This window comes from Bacillus paramycoides (assembly GCF_038971285.1).
Lineage (GTDB): Bacteria > Bacillota > Bacilli > Bacillales > Bacillaceae_G > Bacillus_A.
In genome coordinates, this window is the sequence record NZ_CP152427.1 from 4,993,708 (window position 1) to 5,012,964 (window position 19,257).

A 19,257-nucleotide genomic window follows, 5' to 3' on the forward strand; every position below is an offset into this window, starting at 1 on the left:
AAAATCACTGATATATTTTGAGTTACGCCGATATATTTTAAAAATTGCTGATATATCTCAATAATTGCCCATATAATTTCTATTTACTATCTTACTGCCCCACTAATTTATAGACACCTCTCACAATAGTTATTTCACTATTCATGACACTTGTCCTTTCGCTTGAAAAACACATATTCACTTTATTCCATTATATGTCTAGTTCTTCCTATTTTTCGCTGAATATACTACTAATACAAACCTTGAGACAAGCTACATTGATTTAAGGAAAAGTAGAAAGGTAGGTAAAATATGAGCATTGAAATATGGATTACTATTATTGTATTCTTCTTAACGATGATTGTTATCTTTTGGCGACCCCGTGGTTTAAATGAGGCGTGGCCGGCAGCAATTGGCGCTGGCATTATCTTGATTACTGGACTTGTATCAAGACCAGACGTCATAGACATTATTAGTAAAATTGGCGGTGCCTCTATAACAATATTAGCGACCATCGTTATGGCAGTTATATTAGAAAGCTTTGGCTTCTTCCACTGGTCCGCAGCGAAACTTGCAAACTTAGCAAAAGGCTCTGGTCGCCGTTTATACTGGTATATTCAATTATTATGTTTTCTTATGACTCTTTTATTTAATAATGACGGTAGTATTTTAATTACAACTCCAATCTTAATTCTTCTTCTAAAAAACCTTCAATTAAAACCGCATCAACAAATCCCCTATTTATTAAGCGGTGCTTTAATCGCTACTGCATCTAGTGCACCAATTGGTGTAAGTAATATCGTAAACTTAATTGCATTAAATATCGTGAATATGACTCTTTATATGCATACTGCTATGATGTTTGTACCTGCAACATTAGGACTATTGTTTATGTCATGGCTTATGTATACAGTGTTAAAGAAAAAGCTACCAAAAAAATTACCTGTTTCTTCATATGATATCGAAGAAATATTCTTCACAAAAAACTTCCATCCGTTAAAAGGAAAAAATTCAGTTGATACGAAACAAAAACGGACAAGATTCATGCTAAAAGTATTAGGCTTCGTCTTCCTTATGCGCTGTCTTCTATTCGTTGCATCCTTCTTATCCATCCCAATTGAAATTGTTGCCGTACTCGGTTCACTCATTCTTCTCATCTGGAGATGGTACTACTTACGAACGAATCCTGTCGACATTTTGAAAAAGACACCGTGGCACATTTTAATTTTCGCTTTCTCTATGTATGTCATTATTTACGGGCTTCATAATGCAGGATTAACAGCGGCGCTTGTAAATTGGCTTGAGCCAGTGGTAAGTCAACATCTACTCTATGCTAGCTTTGCAATGGGCGGACTTGTCTCCCTCCTCTCCAACGTCTTCAACAATCACCCTGCACTTATGATTGGGACAATCACATTAACAGAAATGGGACTAGATCCAATCACTTTAAAAACGATCTATCTCGCAAACATTATTGGTAGTGACATCGGTTCACTATTATTACCAATCGGTACGCTAGCTTCCCTCATATGGATGTATATCCTGAAACAAAACAAAATTAAAGTAAAATGGAAAGACTATTTAAGTGTATCCCTTATCGTTATTCCACTCACAACAGTCGTCACATTATTCCTCTTATTCTACTGGGTACATCTCTTCTTCGCCTTATAAAGTGAAACTTTAATTAGTAGGGGGTTTCTTCATCCCCCACTGATTATCAGCCCTCACCAATCGGACTTTAATGGGCAGCCCGCCCCCCACCTAAATTCTTTGCTTTCGCTGAATTTTGAGGTGGGAGTCTTACTGCCCATTAAAGTGGGATAAACGACAGAAGCCCGCTTTGCTACCGTCTTAGCAAAGCGGGCTTCTTCTATATTTAAGTTAGGTACTACAGTGTGATCAATCAAGTAAAGAGGTGTAACGTGTTATTGGTATAAATGACTACCTGTTTCTTTAAATTCTTTCGCTTTCTCTTTCATTCCTTTTTCAATTGCTTCTGTCGTTTCTAAATCATTTTCTTTCGCATATTCACGAATATCATGTGAAATTCTCATACTACAAAACTTCGGTCCGCACATGGAACAGAAATGAGCTGTTTTCGCGCCTTCTGCTGGCAATGTTTCATCGTGATATTCCATCGCACGTTCAGGATCTAAAGATAAATTAAATTGATCGCGCCAACGGAATTCAAAGCGAGCTTTTGAAAGTGCATCATCACGCTGATGAGCCGTTTTATGCCCTTTCGCAAGATCAGCTGCATGCGCTGCAATTTTGTACGTAATAACACCCGTGCGTACATCATCTTTATTCGGTAAACCTAAATGTTCTTTCGGCGTTACATAACAAAGCATCGCCGTTCCAAACCAGCCAATCATCGCAGCTCCAATTGCGGATGTAATATGGTCATAACCTGGTGCAATATCTGTCGTTAATGGCCCAAGTGTGTAAAACGGCGCACCCTGACAAATATCAAGTTCTTTCTCCATATTCTCTTTAATTAAGTGCATCGGTACATGCCCAGGTCCTTCGATCATCACTTGCACATCATGTTTCCAAGCAATCTTCGTTAATTCACCAAGTGTTTCAAGTTCAGAGAATTGCGCTTCGTCATTTGCATCTGCAATCGAACCTGGACGTAATCCATCTCCAAGAGAGAACGAAACGTCGTACTGCTTCATAATTTCACAAATTTCTTCAAAATGAGTATACAAGAAGTTTTCTTTATGATGGAATAAACACCACTGTGCCATAATCGAACCACCGCGTGAAACGATACCTGTCGTACGCTTTGCAGTAATCGGAATGTAGCGAAGTAATACGCCCGCGTGAATTGTAAAGTAATCAACGCCTTGCTCCGCTTGCTCAATTAACGTATCACGATACACTTCCCACGTTAAATCTTCTGCAATTCCATTTACTTTCTCCAGCGCTTGATAGATCGGTACAGTCCCAACTGGTACAGGCGCGTTACGAATAATCCACTCACGTGTCGTATGAATATTTTTACCTGTAGATAAATCCATAATCGTATCTGCACCCCAGCGCGTTGCCCACGTCATCTTCTCTACTTCTTCTGCGATAGAAGAAGATACAGCAGAGTTTCCGATATTTGCATTGACCTTCACATGGAAGTTACGTCCAATAATCATCGGTTCTGCTTCCGGATGGTTAATATTTGCTGGTAAAATAGCTCGACCTTCCGCGATTTCCTTACGAACAAACTCAGGCTCTACTCCTTCACGGATCGCAACATATTCCATCTCAGATGTAATAATGCCATTACGTGCATAGTGCATTTGCGTAACATTTGCACCTTGCTTCGCTCTAAGCGGTTTGCGACCCATTTGCGGGAAAACAGGTGTATGTTTCGAAGCTACCTTCACACCGTCATCCTCTGGTTTCACTTCGCGTCCTTCGTATGCTTCTACATCCCCGCGCTCTAGGATCCAAGAGTGGCGCGGCGCCTGCAACCCTTTTTCCAGCTCCACTTTATACGCAGGATCTGTATAAGGACCGCTCGTATCATATACACGAATTGGTGGATTCGGAATGCCGTTCGTTTCACTTTGTTCAATCTCACGCATCGGTACTTTCATACCCGCGCGTGGCCCATCCACATATACTTTCTTACTTCCTGGTAAACTCGATTTCAATTCAATTTGCTCAGATGAAACAGATTGTTTCATAACCTTTGTTGCCCCCCTGTACGTGACAAGGACGAGATATGGCCAGCGTATGCCAAAATAAAAAGAGCCAGGTCCATAAAAAAATAAGGACCTGGCTCATAAAGACATCATTATGTAAAGCCGTTAACTTCCCTACGCTGGTACGAGCCAGATCAGGTCCAAAGGGTTAAGAAGTTCACGCGCTTCTCTCTCAGCCTACGCATACGTTAGGCACCCCTAGTTTATCACTGATTTAATTTTCAATACTTTCTCATCATACACGATAATCTGAAAAATGCAAAGTTTATTTCTTTTGTTACTTATGGAATCATCCACGTTAAATAATATGCCTGTACATACGTCATAATACCAACAATAATTACGAAGAATAAACTATGCTTCACTGTAAAGCGGAATAAATCTGATTCTTTTCCAGCAAGTCCAACTGCTGCACAAGCAATTGCAATCGATTGCGGAGAAATCATTTTTCCTGTTACACCGCCCGTTGTATTTGCTGCAACAAGAAGCACTTCAGATACACCGACTTGCTGCGCTGTAATCGCTTGTAAATTCGAGAACAATGCATTTGCTGACGTATCAGATCCTGTTAAGAATACCCCAATCCAACCTAAGAATGGTGAGAAGAACGGGAATAGTGCTCCAGTTCCTGCAAGCGCTAACGCTAATGTAGAAGATAAACCAGAATAGTTTGCAATAAATGCAAATCCTAATACGAATCCGATAGATAGAATTGGCATTTTAAGCTCATTTAACGTTTCTTTAAATGTCGCTACTGCATCTTTTGCACTCATTTTCAAAATAAAGATAGAAATGATACAAGCAATTAAGATTGCTGTTCCTGTTGCTGATAATACATCAAACTTCAAAATCGCCTCGTAAGGCGTCGGTTTATTTACAATTGGCTCTGCTTTCATTACTAAATTGTGTAAGCCTGGAATTTCAAACTTAAACACGAGGCTTTCTAATGCGCCGCCTGGAGCAAATAACGCTTTAAAGAAGCTTTGACTCCAAATGACTACCATCACAGTTAAAATAATAAATGGAGACCATGCTTTTACAACTTTCCCTACTGTTAATTCCGGCATAGATGTTGCCGTCGTTGTCGCAGCTACTTCACTATTTGCTTGTTTAGACTGATAAATTTCTTTCGGCTGCCAAACTTTTAAGAATAGCGATAAACTCACTAAGCTTACTAGTGCTGACGTAATATCCGGAAGTTCTGGTCCTAAGAATGTCGCTGTAATGAACTGCGTAATTGCAAATGAACTACCCGCTACAAATAGAGCAGGCCATGTTTGTCTTACTCCTTTAAATCCATCCATTAAAAATACGATAAAGAACGGAACAAATAATGATAAGAACGGTAATTGATGTCCAGCCATTTGTCCAATTTTATGTGGATCAATACCAGTTACTTGTCCAGCAACTGTAATCGGAATTCCCATCGCCCCGAACGCTACTGGTGCCGTATTTGCGATTAAGCAAAGACCCGCTGCATATAAAGGATTTAATCCAAGACCTGCAAGAAGCGCTGCCGTAATCGCTACTGGTGCACCAAATCCTGCTGCTCCTTCTAAAAATGCTCCGAATGAAAAACCGATTAAAATAACGAGTAAACGATGGTCATTCGTAATGGATAATACAGATGCACGAATGACATCAAATTGACCTGTTTTCACAGATATTTTATATAAAAATACCGACATAATGATAATCCAAGCAATTGGCCATAATCCGTATAAAAAACCATATCCGGTCGCTGCCATCGCCATTGTGAACGGCATCTTATAAGCGAATAACGCCACTAAAATTGTAAGTACAACTGTAATAAAACCTGCCACATACCCCTTCATGCGGAAAACTGCTAACGCTAAGAAAAAAAAGATAATCGGAATAAGTGCGACCGCTGCCGAAATCCAAATATTTCCGAACGGATCATAAACTTGTGTCCATGTGTTCATTGTTCTCTCCCCCTAAAGAATCCCCTTTTAAATAGAATAATCTCATCAATAGACTATCAGGTCATCATACCTTTAAGTCTAAAATAAAAAACGTTTAAGAAAACGTTTTCAATAATTTTATCACAACAAATTCCATTGCAAAAGATTTTTTCGAAAATTTTATTATTTAATATGAAAATCTTACAAAAACGTCACGTTCTTGTAATGTTCATCGATAGAAAGCTCGCTACATTTCCTGCATAATAAAGATATAACAACGGATATTATTTATGAGGTGATATATATGAACGGAAACAAAATATTAGCAGCTTTATCATACTTTAGTGTATTATTTGCTCCTATCTTATTCCCAATCATTGTGTGGATCGTGGGGGATTCTGAAACGAAACCACACGCAAAACGTGCTCTATGGACACACATTATTCCAAGTATCGCGGCATTTATCGGATTTATTATTCTAGGAATTATGGGTATCGGATCAAATCAACCAGACGTAACACTTGGTATTGGATCAATGATCATCTTATGTATTTGCGGTATTATTAGCTTATACTACTTCATTTGGAACATCGTAAAAGGTATTAAAATACTGACAGCTTAAGTTTAAACAAACGTTTGATTAAAACAGCACGTTAATACGACAAACTTTTAATAAGAAAAAAACGTCCCAAAATATCTTTTGGGACGTTTTTTTATCTTCTGCGTTTTTTCTTTTTTCTCATCATTTTTTTGCGGCGCGTATTCACTTTATCCGCTATAATGTGAAGCGTACTTGCTACAACAATTCCCATTACGAACGTTACAATTTCAACCTCATGTTCCTTCGCCATTTCTATTAAATTTCCATCAAACGCGATTACATTTAATAGAAATAAAAACGGAGAAAACACAATTAACATGTATGCAATACGAATTACATCACCAAGTATAATTGTATGTGTAAAGAAGGAGCGATGCGGCATAACCTTCTTATACGGATACCAAAATATACGCAGGAATCCCCATTTATTATACGCATTACTATACGTATCTAAATCCGGTGTTAAAAATGTAGTACCTACTAGAAAACCAATTGCAAAAGTTAATAAAAAATCAAAATTTGTTAATCCATACGAAAAGAGCATAAACAAAACAACCGGAAGGGATATTAAGTTTATTTTCGTATGCGTTCTTCCTGATGGCATAATGCACTTCCTCGCTTACGTTTGCCCTGTCACCATATGACAGTTCTCACCTATTGATCTAATTTCTGATCGATAAAGGATGTGTCTATATCCGAACCAAACCATTCTGCCAACTTCACTCGTGCCTTATCTTTCACATCTTCATTGACGTATAACGACGCTTGTAATAGCGCAGCCATTAACGCCCCTAAATCATCCGTATAACCAATTCCAGCAACGAAATCTGGAATTGCATCAATCGGTGCAATAAAATAAGCAAGTGCTCCAATTACAATAATTTTCACTCGTTTTGGAACATCCGGTTTCTGCAAAACGTAAAACAATAATAAACTTGCATAAATAACCGATTGCCCTGCTTGTTTTGCAACATGTTTCACTTTTTTCCAAAACGCTTCAACTGAAAATTTTTGTTCCATGTAAAAGCCTCCCTATTTTTTAAAAGAAATAAGCTACAATATGTTATCAGTAAAAGTTCATCAAAATTACACATAATCTATCAATGAACTTTCATTGTAACAAACAAACGAAAAAAGAACAAGTGTTCGTTAATTTTTACATACTTCCCTTCATATAATAGGTTTCTAGATAACCACTTACCCATTGTCATTTCTTATTTCTCAACAAGAAAATTTTCACTTTCACTTAACATTCTGCTCTACCTTTGTTATATTTTCTAGTTGACGGACATATAAACGAATGTTAAAGTTTTCTCTGGTAGTGACAAATCTTATACAAAAAATGTAAAATGTTATAGTGTTTCTCAGAAATGAATTTTGTTGTATAATACAGAAATGACGTTATGCTTATGAGTAACACAAGAAACTAAAAGGGTATGCATAGTTATAGTCGTATATGGGTGAATATAGAACCTCTAATTATGGCCAAGAAAACTATGTATTTTTTATTTTAGCATTTTTCGCTCCAAAATCGACCAAGCCTGATAGAGAAAGGGTGGAAATGAATGAAAGAAACCTTGAAATCACAATTTCAAAATGTGCGTTTCACGGTATTCGTAGCTTTAGCTTTATGGCTGAAGACGTACCTTATTACACGCACAAGCTTTGATTTAAAACTTGAATCTTTCATGCAAGAATTCATTTTATTCCTTAGCCCATTAGCAGCATCATTACTGCTTGTTGGTCTTGCATTATTTGCAAAAGGGAAAAAACGTAACTATATAGCACTTGGAATTAGTTTTGTTTTAACAATCGTTCTTGTTGGTAACGTAATGTTCTACGGATTCTACAATGACTTCGTTACTTTACCAGTACTAGGACAAACATCTAACTTTGGAAGTTTAGGTTCTAGTGTGAAAGAATTGTTTAACTACAAAATTATCCTTGCATTTGCTGATATTATCGTATTCTTTATTTTATTGAAGAAGATGAAGAATTTTGCACCGACAGAACGTGTAGCACGCCCAATGCGCTCCCTATACTTCGTGTCAACAGTTGCAATTTTCTTCGCAAACTTAGGACTGGCAGAAGCTGAGCGTCCTGAACTATTAACACGTTCATTCGACCGCGTTATGCTTGTTAAAAACTTAGGTTTATATGTACACCAAGTGTATGATCTTGGCTTACAAGCAAAATCAAGTTCACAAAAAGCCTTCGCTGACGGTAGTAAATTACAGGAAACAGAGAACTATGTAAAAACAACGCAAAGCAAACCAGACCCAAACATGTTTGGTACTGCAAAAGGGAAAAACGTAATTGTTGTTTCTCTTGAGTCATTACAAACATTCTTAATTGGTGCGACAGTTAACGGACAAGAGGTTACACCATTCTTAAACCAATTTACGAAAGAAAGTTATTACTTTGATAACTTCTTCCATCAAACTGGGCAAGGAAAAACATCAGATGCTGAATTCTTAGTAGATACTTCAATGTATCCGCTAGACCGCGGTGCTGTATTCTTCACACACGGTAATAATGAATATACAGCAACTCCAGAAATTTTACGTGAGCAAGGATATCACACATCAGTATTCCATGCGAACAACGCAACATTCTGGAACCGTAACATTATGTATCCGGCACTTGGTTATGATCGTTACTACAACGAACTTGACTACAAGATTACGCCAGAAACAAAATTAAATTGGGGATTAAAAGATATCGAATACTTCGATCAATCTATCGATATGTTAAAAGAAGTGAAGCAACCGTTCTACACTCGCTTCCTTACTTTAACAAACCATTACCCATTCACTTATGATGACAGCACGAAATTAATCGATGAATACAATTCTGGTGATGGCGTGTTTGACCGTTACATGGTAACTGCTCGTTATTTAGACGAAGCAATGAAACACTTTATTGAGCGTCTGAAGGCAGAAGGCATTTACGACAACTCCGTTATCGTATTCTACGGTGATCACTATGGTATTTCTGAAAACCATAACCGTGCAATGGCACAGTTCTTAGGAAAAGAAGAAATCACTGCATTTGACCATATGAACTTACAAAAAACACCGATGTTTATTCACGTTCCAGGTCAAAAAGAAGGTAAAACAATTTCAAAACCAACTGGTGAAATTGATATTAAACCAACAATTCTAAACTTACTTGGTGTAGATTCTACGAATCAAATTCAATTTGGTCATGATGTATTCTCACCAGAAAATAAAGGATTCGTTGTTCTTCGTGACGGTAGCTTCGTTACAGATAAGTACATGTACACGAACAGTACATTCTACGACCGTACTACTGGTGAAGTTGTACAACTGCCAAAAGAAGAATCTCAACCACTCATTGATCGTGCCCAAAATGAGTTGAACATGTCTGACAAAATCATTGAAGGTGACTTACTTCGCTTCTCTGAAAGTAACAAGACCAAAACTGGTGAAGTAAAGACAGCTATTAAAGAAGAAAAGAAGAGCGCTGAGTAATCTCAGCCTCTTTTTTTTATATTTCTCCATACAATTACTTATATTCATTAACTTTAACATTACATAACCTTTACCAAATATTCACATGGAATTAATGAAACATCCCTATAATAAAATATGTAAACAAGGTTCTCTATATTTCTTATCTCTCATCTGTAATAAGATCCCTTAAAGAAATATGTGAATCGTTTATTTCTACTTTCTTATAATTGTCTTTCAACATGTTTTGTTTCCATACACAAAACATTCAATAAGACGATGTCCCTATGAAAGATAGCTACCCTCCTTGTGCAGCATTCCATAAGAATGTTGCTTTTTTTTATTGAAAAGCAGGATTATTATTTCTTATTTTCGAATTTGTATATACAAAATGCTCTAAATCACCACTACTTCTCTACCATTTACAAATACATATACGTCATATGTAAAGAAGTACTCACATAAAAATTACTATAGTGATTTTTATTCCAAATGAATTAAGGTTTCACTTTACTTATGTACTTACGAAAGGATGGGACGGAAATTGGCATATGAAAGATTTGTACTTTGGAATGATGCAGTTATTGATACAACAAAACAAAAAACGTACATAGAACTCGAAGAAAGAGGCTTACAGTTTGGAGATGGTGTCTACGAGGTTATTCGCCTATATAAAGGGAACTTTCACTTATTAGATCCGCATATCACAAGATTGTATCGCTCCATGGAAGAAATAGAATTAACACTTCCTTTCTCAAAAGCAGAACTGATTATCCTACTTTATAAACTAATCGAAAATAATAATTTCCACGAAGATGGAACGATTTATTTACAAGTATCTCGTGGTGTACAAGCTCGTACCCATACATTCTCATATGACGTCCCTCCGACAATCTACGCCTATATTACAAAGAAAGAAAGACCGGCGTTATGGATTGAATATGGTGTACGTGCTATATCAGAACCAGATACGCGCTGGCTACGCTGTGATATTAAATCATTAAATTTATTACCCAATGTATTAGCTGCTACGAAAGCGGAACGAAAAGGTTGTAAAGAGGCTCTTTTCGTACGAAATGGTACTGTAACTGAGGGAAGCTGTTCGAACTTCTTTCTAATCAAAAACGGAACTCTTTACACACATCCAGCTAATCACCTTATTTTAAATGGTATTATTCGTCAATATGTCCTTTCGTTAGCGAAAACCCTTCGCATTCCGGTACAAGAAGAGCTTTTCAGCGTTCGTGATGTTTATCAAGCGGATGAATGCTTTTTTACAGGAACGACAATTGAAATTTTGCCGATGACTCATCTTGATGGAACCGCAATCCAAGATGGACAAGTTGGTCCTATCACTAAAATGCTACAAAGATCCTTTTCTCAAAGTTTATTACACTCCAATATATCATCTTCTTAAACACGAATCATTTCTATCCTTTCTACATTCAATATATGTATTTAAATGGAAATCAAGGTAAAGATTTATGCCTTGATTTTTTTTGTAATCTTTTTGTCATATTCAGATTCCCGCATAAGTCTTGACAGTAATCGACATGCTCTTTAGAATTTTTAACAGTTGGTAAATATTTCTTCACTACATTACAGACAGAAAGGAATCGACAAATTATGAAAAAATACCTTGCCGGTCTTGCGGCAGTGTCTGTAGCAGGAGGAGCAGCACCTACACTTGACAGTGTTCAAGCTGCCCCTGAACAAAATACACAAAAAGCTGCTACAACTGTCCAAGCTTCTGCATCAAACAGCTCATCTTATAAGGTTAACGCTGACGTATTACATGTTCGTGCAGGATCAAGTACTTCTCACGACATCATCTCGCGCGTTTATAACGGTCAATCTTTAAACGTGATTGGCGAAGAAAATGGTTGGTTCAAAATTAACATTAATGGTAAAACAGGCTTTGTTAGTGGCGAATTTGTATCAAAAAATGGAGCAAGCAATTCTAATGTAAGTACAACAGGTGGAAAGAATAAAGTTACTGCTGATGTATTACGTGTACGTACAGCTCCAAACACTTCTAGTTCTGTTTCAGGACGTGTATATGAAGGACAAACATTAAACGTAATTGGCCAAGAAAATGGTTGGGTGAAAATCAACCATAATGGACAAGTCGGCTATGTAAGTAGCGAATTCGTATCTGGTGTTTCTTCTAATGCAGGTTCTTCAAACAACAATACGAATAATAACAACCAAGAATCTGTAAAACCAGCAAGCGGAAACTATACAGTAAATGTATCTTCCCTTCGTGTTCGTACAGGTCCTAGCACTTCTCACACAACTGTAGGTTCTGTTACAAAAGGACAAGTTGTACAAGTTGTTGGCGAAGTTCAAGATTGGTTCAAAATCAATTATGCAGGCCAAACAGCTTACGTAAGCAAAGACTACGTAACAAAAGGCGGTTCTAGCGATAACGTTACACAAGGAAACAACCAAAATAATAATCAAAACAATAATGTAACTGTTCAAACGGGTGGTACTTACGTTGTTAACGCAACATCTCTACGCGTTCGCACAGGCCCTGCTACTTACCATAGCGTAATTGGTGGCGTATTAAATGGTACGACATTAAACGTAATTGGATCTGAAGGTAGCTGGTTTAAAGTTAACTATCAAGGAAAAACAGGCTACGTTAGTAGCGAGTTCATGAAATTCGTTAAAGGTGGCACTACTACTCCTGAGCAACCAAAACAACCTGAACAACCTAATCAAGGTGCAATTGGTGACTACTACATTAATGCTTCTGCATTAAACGTACGTAGCGGCGAAGGTACAAATTATAGAATCATAGGCGCACTTCCACAAGGACAGAAGGTTCAAGTAATCTCTGAAAACTCTGGATGGAGTAAAATTAACTACAACGGTCAAACTGGTTACATCGGAACACGTTACCTTTCTAAAACACCAGTTGGTGGCGCAGTAGATAATAAGCCTAACAACAACCAAAATAACAATCAAAATAATAACAACAATAATACTGGCAATAATAGCGGTGACAGTTCTTCTATACTTGCATATGCAAAATCAATGCAAGGTGTACCGTACGTTTGGGGCGGTACTTCTGCTACTGGTGTTGACTGCAGTGGTTACATCTATCACGTATTTAAGAAATTTGGTCATAACATTAGTCGTCAAAGTGTTGCAGGATATTGGAGCAGCTTACCAAAAACTTCAAGTCCACAACCAGGTGACTTAATTTACTTCCAAAATACTTATAAAGCAGGTCCTTCTCATATGGGTATTTATCTTGGGGGCGGATCATTTATCCAAGCTGGAGATAAAGGTGTAGCAATTGCTTCACTAAGTAACTCTTATTGGAGTAAGCACTTCTTAGGTTATACGAAAGCACCTTAAGTTATATTTTTAGAGCCTTCTAGATTACTAGAAGGCTCTTTTTAATGTGTATAACCTATTTCTCCGAAAAAATAATGTATCTATTTTTCTATTTCATACACCATATTCTACAATAATGATCCATAACGTTATCATAATGTATATTTTCACATAAAAAACATAACCTATTTCATGTCTATTTATTTTATATGTGTTTTTTTAAAGAATTTTCTTTTTATTTAAACTTTTCATTAGACGTTTGACCTCTGATGTCCATTATGATAAGTTACTTAAGATGTTATATTCGTAAACGTATAGACAACTGGTTTATACACTTTTTTTACTATGAGGAAGGAGCATACACTGCATGAATCTTTTATGGGGAATTGGCGGCGTGATTGGAGTATTAGCAATCGCTTTCTTACTATCTTCCAACCGCAAAGCTATTAATTGGCGCACAATTTTAATCGCGCTAGCATTACAAATGTCATTTTCATTTATCGTATTACGCTGGGATGCCGGAAAAGCAGGTTTAAAACACGCTGCAGATGGCGTTCAAGGATTAATTAATTTTTCTTACGAGGGAATTAAATTCGTTGCTGGGGATTTAGTCAACGCAAAAGGCCCTTGGGGATTTGTTTTCTTCATTCAAGCACTACTTCCAATCGTATTTATTAGTTCATTAGTAGCAATCTTATATCATTTCGGTATTATGCAAAAATTTGTTAGTGTCGTTGGTGGCGCATTAAGTAAACTTCTTGGAACTTCTAAAGCAGAAAGTTTAAACTCAGTAACGACTGTATTTTTAGGACAAACTGAAGCTCCAATCTTAATCAAACCTTACTTAGCACGTTTAACAAATAGTGAATTTTTCACTATTATGGTAAGCGGTATGACAGCTGTTGCCGGATCAGTTCTTGTCGGCTATGCAGCAATGGGTATTCCGTTAGAACACTTATTGGCAGCAGCGATTATGGCAGCTCCATCAAGTCTATTAATTGCGAAACTAATTATGCCAGAAACAGAAAAAGTAGATAATAACGTTGAACTTTCTACAGAACGTGAAGATGCAAACGTTATTGATGCCGCAGCACGTGGTGCCTCTGAAGGTATGCAACTTGTTATTAACGTAGCAGCAATGCTAATGGCTTTCATCGCATTAATCGCTTTATTAAACGGATTATTAGGATGGGTTGGTTCTTGGTTCGATATTAAACTTAGCCTTGATTTAATCTTCGGTTACTTACTATCACCATTTGCAATCTTAATCGGGGTTTCTCCTGGTGAAGCTATACAAGCAGCAAGCTTTATTGGTCAAAAACTTGCAATCAACGAATTCGTTGCGTATGCAAACTTAGGACCACACATGGCAGAGTTCTCTGCAAAAACAAACTTAATCTTAACATTCGCAATCTGTGGATTCGCAAACTTCTCTTCTATCGCAATTCAGTTAGGTGTAACAGGAACATTAGCTCCTACTCGCCGCAAACAAATTGCACAATTAGGGATTAAAGCAGTTATCGCTGGTACATTAGCTAACTTCTTAAATGCAGCAGTTGCAGGTATGATGTTCCTATAAAAATAACGCAAAGCCCTCCTCTTTCTAAAGAGGAGGGCTTTTTATTAGGCTTTTTATTAGGTTCTTTATTTTTTCAATATATATTAAATACTTATGCCGAAATATAAAAACATTATGATACAATAATTATCAAGTCTGTTTATTTTTTCTTGCAAAAGAGGGATACTACTTGTTATTGCCTCTCAAAAAGAAGCTAGTCATCCGATCTATTTCTTAATAATTGCGCATACTACAAGTATCCTTGTATGAATTATCTTTAAGGAGGAAAGTTTTGTGAAAGATAACTTCTATAAAGTCCTCTCTATGTGGATTTTACAAATTTTATTTTATTTTACAACCGTACATGTAACGCAATATGAGCATGCTCTCATTTTTACAATCATATATGTAATTGTTAATGTACTATTTCTATTTTTGCCTGATAAAACTGCATTTGTTCTCTTCATATTAGGAACCATTATTTCGGTATTCTACCTATTCTACCAAGCATGGCTTTACTTATGGAGCACATCAGAACAATGGGAATATATTATTACTCACTTCCTAATGGCAGCAAACTTCTTTATCGTATATATCTCCACTCACCTATTAAAGAAGGTTATTCATGAAAATAAAGAATTAACCGAACGTGTGAGAACGTTAGAACAATACATTGGAGAATCGAAATTATTAACAAGACAAGAATTCGAAAGACGACAAGCATTATTAATCAAGGCAATGAATCGTCGTAATGAAACAGGCGTTATGATTTATTTTGACTTCACTTCCTTTAGTAAATATACGAAAGAAAGTGTTATGGATCGCGTAGCTTCATTATTAGTTGGAACGGTAAGAGCTGACTTTGACCTTGCTGCTAAATATGATAATAATACGCTCGTTATTTTATTACAAAACACAAATGAAGCCGGTGCTGACATTGTAATGAACCGCCTAAAACCAAAAATGGAGCAATGGCTTGCCGCTGAAGCAATCCAAGATATAACAATCTCACGCGAGCAAATTGGGAACAAAGGACAGACGTTATTATGATGACACTCGTTATACTTCTTTTATTCCTTTTATTTTGTGTACTCGTGTTTTGGATCAGCATTACATTTTCGATTAAATATGTACTTATTTTTACGGCCTTTCTATTCTCTGGCTTACTCGTTTACTATTCTTTCTTAACACTCGCAGGTTTAGTTCACCGAAATAGTAAACGAAAAGATCGTACGCTAGAACATTATCCGAGCGTCGACATTTTAATACCTGCCCACAATGAAGGGGTCGTTATTAAAGATACTTTAGAGGCGATGGCGAAGATTGAATATCCAGGTAAACTAACTGTTTATTTATTAAACGATAACTCTCAAGATGAAACACCTGAAATTGGTGACGATTTTGACAAAGCTTATGCTCATATTCGCCATATTCGTGTTCCGCCTGGTGAACCAAAAGGGAAATCACGTGTATTAAACTATGGTCTTAGTATTTCAGATGGTGAATACTTCTGTGTGTATGATGCAGATAACCAACCTGCACCACATGCACTGCGAATGCTTGTAGAACATGCTGAAACAACCGAAGATGCTGTTGGGGCTGTTGGTCACGTTCGTACTGTAAATGAAAACAGAAACTGGTTAACACGAATGATTTCATTGGAATTTCAAATCTTCCAGCTCCTTATGCAATCCGGACGCTGGTTACTCTTCCAAACAGGTTCACTAACAGGAACAAACATGCTTCTTCGTCGCTCTGCATTAGAAGAACTTGGTGGCTATGATCCTTATGCAATTGCAGAAGACGCTGAATTAACATTACGTATTACACAAAAGGGCTATCTCTTACCAATCGTACCGGAATCGATTACATGGGAACAAGAACCTGAACATTTAAAAATCCTAATTAAGCAGCGTACACGTTGGCTCCAAGGAAACTTGTACATTTTAGAAAAAATGTTTTCTTCATTAAGTTTCTTTAAAGGAAAACTTCTCGTCCATTCCTTACAACAAGTTTTAGTATATGTTGTATTTTGGCTATTCTTAATCATTTCGAACGTTTGGTTTGTAATTGGGTTACTCGGGATATTCCAAATTCAATATAGCATTCCGCTACTATTTATGTGGTATGTCGCATATGTTACATATGTTTCTCAATTATTTAGTGCCCAGAGTGTGGAACGAACCTTTACACCAACTAATATTTTTATTAGTGTAATCATGTATTTTACGTACGCACAGCTCTTTACGTACTTATTCATTCGTAGCTTAATTTTATACTTACGTGCAAAGAGCAAGAAACAAGTCATTGGCTGGGATAAAACAGTTCGATTCAAAAAAGATAAATAAAAAATAAGCACAGAGCGCCGTATGCTCTGTGCTTATTTATTGCCGTATAAATTATATATCAGACAATACCCCTTAGCTGAAAGTAATTTCACGTCCATCCCCCAACGAACGATCGACCTTCATTTATATACGAAAAAGTGATTGCTATTTTTGTAGAACCAATTGCTTCTCTTGCTGTTCTTTGCGCGTTTCAGTCTTAGGTTCCGTGCTTTCTTGGACACTACGATGTGCCACACGTTTCAAACAAATATGCTTCCACTTTCTTTCGTAACGTTTCATTATTCTAGATGTCCCCCTTGAATGCGCTTTAAAACTATTTGAAATCGCTTACAGGAAATAATATAGCACATATACATAAAAGTGACAACACATTTCCGACAATTTTTTGTCAAAAATACAAATAGAATTCGTAAGATATCGAACATTGTCGAAATGTATCGATTTTTCTTCGTATAAAAGGCATACTACTCACATAGTAAAGTATTTTATTTCCCTGACTTGCAATTAGAATTCCTTCTATATAAAGTGAAACTTTAATCAGCCATCACCAATCGGACTTTAATGGGCAGCCCGACCCCCACCTAAATTCTTTGCTTTCGCTGAATTTTGAGGTGGGGGTCTTACTGCCCATTAAAGCGGGATAAAAAAGAGCTGATACAAAATCAGCTCTTTTTCCTTCTATTATTTATGACGCTTCATACGCCCTTCTTTTTGTAGCTCTTTAAACAATGCTGCCATCATAAAGAAAATAACGAAGACGAATGGGAATGCCGCTATGATAGCTGCCGTTTGTAAGGCTTCTAATCCACCTACATATAATAAGATAGAAGCTAACGCTGCTAAAACGATACCCCAGATCATTTTAATGCGGTTTGGTGGATTTAAACTACCATGTGTCGTTAACATTCCTAAAACGAATGTCGCAGAATCTGCAGATGTAATAAAGAATGTAGAAATAAGAAGAATAGCTAGAACAGATAAAGCCGATCCAAAGCTTCCCATCTGATCAAACATAGCGAATAATCCTACTTCTGTTCCCATCTCTTTAATTTTTTCAAAGATATGTGCATCACCAAACAGTTCCATATGAATACCAGTACCGCCGAAAACAGAGAACCAAAGGGCGCCAATTATTGTCGGTACGAGTAGCACACCGATAACAAACTCACGAATGGTACGCCCTCGTGAAACACGAGCAATAAATGTACCTACGAATGGTGACCATGCGATCCACCATGCCCAGTAGAAAATTGTCCACGATTGAATCCATTGATTTCCGCCTTCATCTAATGGACTTAAACGGAAGCTCATGCTTGGCAATTCCTGAATATAAGAACCGATTGTCGAAGTGAAGTAATTCATAATAAAGTTTGTTGGACCCACAAATAATACAATGATCATAAGTGCAAATGCAAAAATAATATTCGTGTTACTTAAATATTTAATTCCTTTATCAAGACCTGTTTGCGCAGATAACATAAATAATACTGTTACGATTGCAATAATAACTAACTGAGTCGTTAATGAGTTCGGGATAGATGTTAAATAACTAACACCACCGGCAATTTGTTTCGCACCAAGACCTAATGATGTCGCAACACCAAATACAGTCGCGAAAACAGCTAACACATCAAATAAGTGAGCAATACGCCCATGGTCCCCGCCTTTAAATAACGGTCCTACTGTCGCACTAATCGTACTAGCTTTTCCTTTTCTAAAAGTAAAGTAAGCAATACAAAGCGCTACAAATGCATATAGTCCCCACGGATGTAATCCCCAATGGAAAAATGAAAAGCGTAGTGCAAGACGCGCACTTTCCTCAGTTGCACCTTCCCCAAACGGAGGTGCGTATAAATGGTTTAATGGTTCGGCAACGCCCCAGAAAACTAAACCGATACCCATACCAGCACTAAATAACATAGCAAACCATGTCATATAACTATAATCAGGCTCGTCATCATCTTTCCCTAAACGAATAGAACCGTATTTCGAAACAATTAAAAAGATAGACACACCTAAAATAATAGACACGGAAATAATATAGAACCATCCAAACTTACTAACTAATGTAGTTTGAATTGCGGTTGTTACATTTCCTAAGCTACCTTTTCCGATAATAGATTCGGGAATAATCCCCCAAATTGTAAATGCAATACATAATGTTAATGAAACGATGAATGTTTTTGTCAGTTTCCTCATCAAATCCCCCTTCGTAGGTTTCACTTTTGTAAATAACATAAATTCCGATATGTAAAATCGGATAGAAAACTATAATTTCACGGTGATTTTCTTACTTTCACCTTCACCAACTAGAATTCTTATGG

At 36.9% G+C, this 19,257-nt stretch carries 14 protein-coding genes and 1 riboswitch; of the genes, 8 read left to right on the top strand and 6 right to left on the bottom strand.

Annotated features, from left to right (window positions below):
* The first annotated feature begins 291 nt into the window (after positions 1 to 291).
* Positions 292 to 1,650: an arsenic transporter gene (locus AAG068_RS26050; RefSeq protein WP_342716360.1), complete on the top strand. Its 1,359-nt coding sequence runs from the start codon at positions 292 to 294 to the stop codon at positions 1,648 to 1,650.
* A 254-nt stretch (positions 1,651 to 1,904) separates the two neighbouring features.
* On the opposite strand, the gene thiC is transcribed toward AAG068_RS26050, so the two are convergent.
* On the bottom strand, positions 1,905 to 3,665 hold the full coding sequence (gene thiC, locus AAG068_RS26055; RefSeq protein WP_306186511.1) for a phosphomethylpyrimidine synthase ThiC: 1,761 nt from the start codon (positions 3,663 to 3,665) through the stop codon (positions 1,905 to 1,907).
* Between the two features lie 112 nt (positions 3,666 to 3,777).
* Positions 3,778 to 3,893: riboswitch (TPP riboswitch) on the bottom strand.
* Between the two features lie 71 nt (positions 3,894 to 3,964).
* Positions 3,965 to 5,626, bottom strand: coding sequence for an L-lactate permease (gene lldP, locus AAG068_RS26060; RefSeq protein WP_342716361.1), 1,662 nt, complete (start codon positions 5,624 to 5,626; stop codon positions 3,965 to 3,967).
* Positions 5,627 to 5,909: 283 nt separating this feature from the next.
* Here lldP and AAG068_RS26065 point away from each other — a divergent pair, with 283 nt between their 5' ends.
* Positions 5,910 to 6,227: a DUF4870 domain-containing protein gene (locus AAG068_RS26065; RefSeq protein WP_098669958.1), complete on the top strand. Its 318-nt coding sequence runs from the start codon at positions 5,910 to 5,912 to the stop codon at positions 6,225 to 6,227.
* 91 nt (positions 6,228 to 6,318) lie between these two features.
* Here AAG068_RS26065 and AAG068_RS26070 read toward each other — a convergent pair whose 3' ends face one another.
* Positions 6,319 to 6,810 carry a metal-binding protein gene (locus tag AAG068_RS26070; protein WP_098669959.1) on the bottom strand — a complete coding sequence of 164 codons (492 nt, stop codon included), beginning with the start codon at positions 6,808 to 6,810 and terminating at the stop codon, positions 6,319 to 6,321.
* Between the two features lie 50 nt (positions 6,811 to 6,860).
* Complete coding sequence (locus AAG068_RS26075; protein WP_000435504.1) at positions 6,861 to 7,226, bottom strand: YkvA family protein; 366 nt, start codon at positions 7,224 to 7,226, stop codon at positions 6,861 to 6,863.
* Between the two features lie 545 nt (positions 7,227 to 7,771).
* Between AAG068_RS26075 and AAG068_RS26080 the strand changes: the two genes are divergently transcribed.
* The 6 genes from AAG068_RS26080 (at position 7,772) to AAG068_RS26105 (ending at position 16,933) form a co-directional block, all read left to right on the top strand.
* Positions 7,772 to 9,700, top strand: coding sequence for an LTA synthase family protein (locus AAG068_RS26080; protein WP_342716362.1), 1,929 nt, complete (start codon positions 7,772 to 7,774; stop codon positions 9,698 to 9,700).
* Between the two features lie 511 nt (positions 9,701 to 10,211).
* A complete protein-coding gene (locus AAG068_RS26085) occupies positions 10,212 to 11,096 on the top strand; it encodes a D-amino-acid transaminase (RefSeq protein WP_342716363.1) in 885 nt (294 codons plus the stop codon).
* 209 nt (positions 11,097 to 11,305) lie between these two features.
* Positions 11,306 to 13,048, top strand: a complete 1,743-nt coding sequence (locus tag AAG068_RS26090) for an SH3 domain-containing protein (protein WP_342716364.1) — start codon at positions 11,306 to 11,308, stop codon at positions 13,046 to 13,048.
* 346 nt (positions 13,049 to 13,394) lie between these two features.
* A complete protein-coding gene (locus AAG068_RS26095) occupies positions 13,395 to 14,606 on the top strand; it encodes a NupC/NupG family nucleoside CNT transporter (protein WP_342716365.1) in 1,212 nt (403 codons plus the stop codon).
* Positions 14,607 to 14,879: 273 nt separating this feature from the next.
* A complete protein-coding gene (locus tag AAG068_RS26100; RefSeq protein WP_342716366.1) occupies positions 14,880 to 15,635 on the top strand; it encodes a GGDEF domain-containing protein in 756 nt (251 codons plus the stop codon).
* A complete protein-coding gene (locus AAG068_RS26105; RefSeq protein WP_342716367.1) occupies positions 15,632 to 16,933 on the top strand; it encodes a glycosyltransferase family 2 protein in 1,302 nt (433 codons plus the stop codon). Before AAG068_RS26100 ends, AAG068_RS26105 begins: the two co-directional genes overlap by 4 nt.
* A 144-nt stretch (positions 16,934 to 17,077) precedes the next feature.
* Here AAG068_RS26105 and AAG068_RS26110 read toward each other — a convergent pair whose 3' ends face one another.
* Positions 17,078 to 17,212: a hypothetical protein gene (locus tag AAG068_RS26110; protein ID WP_000833067.1), complete on the bottom strand. Its 135-nt coding sequence runs from the start codon at positions 17,210 to 17,212 to the stop codon at positions 17,078 to 17,080.
* 402 nt (positions 17,213 to 17,614) lie between these two features.
* Entirely contained in the window at positions 17,615 to 19,132 is a 1,518-nt protein-coding gene (gene opuD / locus AAG068_RS26115) for a glycine betaine transporter OpuD (RefSeq protein WP_342716370.1), read from the bottom strand.
* Positions 19,133 to 19,257: the final 125 nt, after the last annotated feature.

What these genes read in the sequence shown, in the direction of transcription:
- thiC (WP_306186511.1), bottom strand. Translation starts at nt 3,665, where the DNA reads ATGAAACAATCTGTTTCATCTGAGCAAATTGAATTGAAATCGAGTTTA.
- AAG068_RS26070 (WP_098669959.1), bottom strand. Translation starts at nt 6,810, where the DNA reads ATGCCATCAGGAAGAACGCATACGAAAATAAACTTAATATCCCTTCCG.
- AAG068_RS26110 (WP_000833067.1), bottom strand. Translation starts at nt 17,212, where the DNA reads ATGAAACGTTACGAAAGAAAGTGGAAGCATATTTGTTTGAAACGTGTG.
- AAG068_RS26090 (WP_342716364.1), top strand. Translation starts at nt 11,306, where the DNA reads ATGAAAAAATACCTTGCCGGTCTTGCGGCAGTGTCTGTAGCAGGAGGA.
- AAG068_RS26080 (WP_342716362.1), top strand. Translation starts at nt 7,772, where the DNA reads ATGAAAGAAACCTTGAAATCACAATTTCAAAATGTGCGTTTCACGGTA.
- AAG068_RS26095 (WP_342716365.1), top strand. Translation starts at nt 13,395, where the DNA reads ATGAATCTTTTATGGGGAATTGGCGGCGTGATTGGAGTATTAGCAATC.
- AAG068_RS26075 (WP_000435504.1), bottom strand. Translation starts at nt 7,226, where the DNA reads ATGGAACAAAAATTTTCAGTTGAAGCGTTTTGGAAAAAAGTGAAACAT.
- opuD (WP_342716370.1), bottom strand. Translation starts at nt 19,132, where the DNA reads ATGAGGAAACTGACAAAAACATTCATCGTTTCATTAACATTATGTATT.
- AAG068_RS26065 (WP_098669958.1), top strand. Translation starts at nt 5,910, where the DNA reads ATGAACGGAAACAAAATATTAGCAGCTTTATCATACTTTAGTGTATTA.
- AAG068_RS26105 (WP_342716367.1), top strand. Translation starts at nt 15,632, where the DNA reads ATGATGACACTCGTTATACTTCTTTTATTCCTTTTATTTTGTGTACTC.
- AAG068_RS26050 (WP_342716360.1), top strand. Translation starts at nt 292, where the DNA reads ATGAGCATTGAAATATGGATTACTATTATTGTATTCTTCTTAACGATG.
- AAG068_RS26085 (WP_342716363.1), top strand. Translation starts at nt 10,212, where the DNA reads ATGGGACGGAAATTGGCATATGAAAGATTTGTACTTTGGAATGATGCA.
- lldP (WP_342716361.1), bottom strand. Translation starts at nt 5,626, where the DNA reads ATGAACACATGGACACAAGTTTATGATCCGTTCGGAAATATTTGGATT.